The organism is Mesorhizobium sp. M7A.F.Ca.US.005.03.1.1, assembly GCF_003997975.1.
In the GTDB taxonomy this organism is placed as follows: Bacteria; Pseudomonadota; Alphaproteobacteria; order Rhizobiales; family Rhizobiaceae; genus Mesorhizobium; species Mesorhizobium ciceri.
This window is the reverse complement of record NZ_RZRO01000191.1, coordinates 1-3,431: the sequence shown is the minus strand read 5'-3', so window position 1 is coordinate 3,431 and position 3,431 is coordinate 1. Positions and strand designations below refer to the sequence as shown.

3 protein-coding genes are annotated in these 3,431 nt (G+C 55.0%); all 3 read right to left on the bottom strand.

Annotation, left to right across the window (positions count from 1 at the left end; translation table 11 throughout):
- Positions 1 to 105 (bottom strand): transposase (locus EN990_RS34925; RefSeq protein WP_164766229.1); only part of this gene is annotated, 105 nt, incomplete at its 3' end.
- Positions 106 to 359: 254 nt separating this feature from the next.
- Complete coding sequence (locus EN990_RS34920; protein WP_063169375.1) at positions 360 to 1,394, bottom strand: LLM class flavin-dependent oxidoreductase; 1,035 nt, start codon at positions 1,392 to 1,394, stop codon at positions 360 to 362.
- Between the two features lie 71 nt (positions 1,395 to 1,465).
- Positions 1,466 to 2,596 (bottom strand): histidinol-phosphate transaminase, encoded by a 1,131-nt coding sequence (gene hisC, locus EN990_RS34915; RefSeq protein WP_063169376.1) that lies wholly within the window; start codon positions 2,594 to 2,596, stop codon positions 1,466 to 1,468.
- Between the last annotated feature and the right edge of the window lie 835 nt (positions 2,597 to 3,431).

The following is a 3,431-nucleotide window of genomic DNA, read 5'->3' as shown; positions in this document are numbered from 1 at the left end:
GTCGCTGACCCCGTGCTTGCGGCACAGATCGCCAACCGATACCCCGGCCTCGTGTTTCTTCAAAATTCCGATGATCTGCTCTTCAGAGAAGCGGCTGCGTTTCATGTCCTGGTCCTCTGGATGGGCCAGAACGAACTTCAAACCGGATTAGATCAGAGGGGCAAGGTCAGGACGCCTCGGCGCGGTCGTCGACCTCTTCACCCCAGCCGAATGTGCCAACTACTTCAAAGCCGCAGGATATGACCTGGATCAGATAGGACGTGCTCCAATGGTTTACACCTGACACAGGAGTCCGGCCCCCACAACCGTTTCGCAATGAGGAGCAGCGCTGCCGCTGCTCCTCCAATCACACGACGGATTCACGATGCGGCAACTCGAGCCATGATTTCGGATCCAATGGCCGATGCGGTGTATAGTGAGGCATCCAGCGGCAAATCCCCAAATGCCAGTTGACACAGAAGATAATTAGCACCTGCCTCTTCCAGCTGATCAAGGAGAGCTTTTCGGACAGAATCTGCCGTTCCCACGACGCACAATTCACTTTCAATTGCTGCATCGAAGTTCAAAGGCAAGTTTGGTGGAGTGGAAATGGCATTTAGTTCGTATAGAAATTTGAAGCTATTGAGCCATCGTTCATAGGCAGGTGCTGCGAGCAAATACGCATCTGTTTCAGAACGCCCTATCACCACCATTCGGAGCAATCCAAGAAATGGCGCTTGCTGGCCAATGTCAGCATCGTGAATTCGGGCGGCGCGGAACGCGTCGGTAACGCTGCGAACAGAAGTGGAAGGTCCGACGCAGGCGATGTTTGCCCCATTCGCAGCGGCCCAGCTAGCCGGCTCGGGTCGATTGGTGGCGATCCATGTCGGCGGACGGGGATATTGGTGAGGTCTCAACGTCAGCGGAACATCTTTCAACTCAAAGTGGCGGCCCTGATAAGAAAGCGTCCCGCCTTTCATCGCATTGATGAGAATCTCACTGGCCTCCGCATACTGTTCTGGTGCTGCTTCTACAGCAACCCCGAAGTATCCCAATTCAGTGGGAGCAGAGCCGCGCCCTATGCCGAGTTCAAGCCTGCCGCCGCTCAACTGATCAAGCATGCAGATCTCCTCGAAGGCACGCAGCGGATGATAGAGCGCAAGTAGCATTACCATGGGACCAACACGAAGACTGCGGGTTCGCTGGGCGACGCTCGCTAAGAACAAATTCGGTGATGGACCTCTGCCATGCGGCGTACAGTGGTGCTCGGCGAGATGATACGCATAAAAGCCATAGCCATCGCACGCTTCTGCTAGGCTCAGCCGATCTGCATATTGTTGTGCGATGTCATCGCCGTTTTCGTCCAGATGATCGAAGATGCCGAAGGTCAGGCCCGAAGCGGAAATTTTCTTCAATTAATTGTTCTCCAAATTACCTATATTTATTCGCTAATCATCATAGCTCACGACATATCATTACTTGATGCTTAATGTGAATCGACTTCATGCTTGTGAGCACCGCGATCCTTCTTAAAGTTCATACAGACGCGTTCGGCGGCAGCAAGGAATTTGTCCATCTGCTCTGTGGTGCCAATGCTGACGCGAATACAGTTCTTCAAATCTACGTCAGGAAAGCTGGCGATGAGGATCGCCTGCTCTTTCAACGCGGCTTGCCAGCATGAGCCCTCCTGTCCCGCCGGCACACGGGCCAGCAAAAAGTTTGCGTGGGAGGGTGTTACGGAAAAGCCAAGTTGCAACAGCGCCAGGGTCACTCGCTGTCGTTCATGCTTGATGTGCCTGTGGTTCTCTTCGTAGGCGTGGCGATGCGCAAGAATGCTTTTCCCGACCGCCTGCCCGATCACGTTCATGTTGAAGACATTCTGGATGTTGCGCAGCCTGCCAATGATTTCTGGGTGACCGAAACCGAAGCCGACTCGCACGCCAGCGGCAGCATAGCTCTTTGAAAAAGTCCTCAAGATCAAAAGATTCGGATGTCTATTGACGAGGCGCAGGGCATTGTCGGGTGCGAAGTCAACGTAGGCCTCATCCAAGACGACCAAGCGATCTGCTTGCTCCACAAGGCGTTCGATTTCGGCCACCGGCACGAATGTTCCGGTCGGATTGTTCGGATTAGCCAACAGAATGAACTTCGCGTCTTTTGCGGGGCCGGACAGCAGTTTTTCTATCGGCAGGGGATGAGCTTCGCTCGATGCGATTTCGAGAAACTCGGCACCCTGCAACATGGCAAGTTTACGGTTGAACGAAAATCCGGGCGACAGCATTGCCACTCTATCTCCTGGGGCGAGGAAAGCTCTGTAGATGAGTCCGAGCAGCTCCGACGAACCGTTGCCGGCAATCACCTGATCTTTGGAAAATCCGTAAGCATCGGAGGCAGCTGCCCTTAAGCTGAGATTGTCGTCTTCCGGATAAAGATACTGGTGTTCGATCGCAGCAATTGCACTTTGCATTACGCTCTTCGGCAACGGAAACGGGTTCTCGTTCGTATTTAGCTTAACGCAGTTTGCATCCGTCGCTGGTCCGTTGGACGAGAGAGCATCTAATTTGCTGGCCACCGGCGAAAAAAGCGAAAGCACGGTCTTCAGTTTTGCATCGCACATGTTCTTCTCCGTTTTTCAGTCCCGCAGGGCATGTGACATGAGGCAATCGTTGATCGTGACTTGATCGACGTTCGGCTATATCAGCGCTGCCTTCCCACCCTGGTGGGGATCGCCGACCACGGTTTGGATTTGACACCGGGAAGCTGTCGAGAACCTGATGACGACCCAACGTTTGGCCGACGGCCGATTCGGCGCAACAGACGGTGTTTCAACATCGCATCGTCCTCAAAGCCGCATGCAGGGCCTGCACGACAGCCCGTCTCCAGCGCCCGCAGATAGGTGGAAGCCGAAGTCTTGCCGAACCTCAGTTGCTCTGCCACCTTGGCCCACCGGACTGCCCTGTTTATGGGTCAGGCGCAGGATATCTCTGACGCTCGTTCGTCTTGCTTGCTTCCGTCTTGGCATGGGCTCTCTCGGTTTGCTGATGAGAGAGCCAAATACCGGCTCATCTGAGCATGAGACGCAGGCCTGACGATATGGAGCGTCGCTGGTGGCGCGCGTAGCCGAGAGGGTTCGCCTCGCTGGCGGGGCATGCAAGACGGCGCACCTCCTTAGCCATCCTGTCCCATCGTCTCAGATCGTGAGGCGCACCTTATAGTCGGTGAGGAGATCTTGCAGGGTCAGGTTACGCCCTAGCGCTTAAGGTTGTTGGTCGCACCGAGCAAGCGCGGGACCTGTCGACGGACAACAGCGGTGCCACTGCCGGCACTAGGTGTGAGCTTTCGAGAGGTTGTCCATTCGGACCGGACCGAGGAGACTGGAGTTACCACGCTTCAGCATCCATCGGAGGGTCCGAATGAACATCCACAAGAATGCCCGTCTCACACCGCTGCGT

Coding starts and splice junctions, on each gene's coding strand:
- hisC (WP_063169376.1), bottom strand. CDS start 2,596: ATGTGCGATGCAAAACTGAAGACCGTGCTTTCGCTTTTTTCGCCGGTG.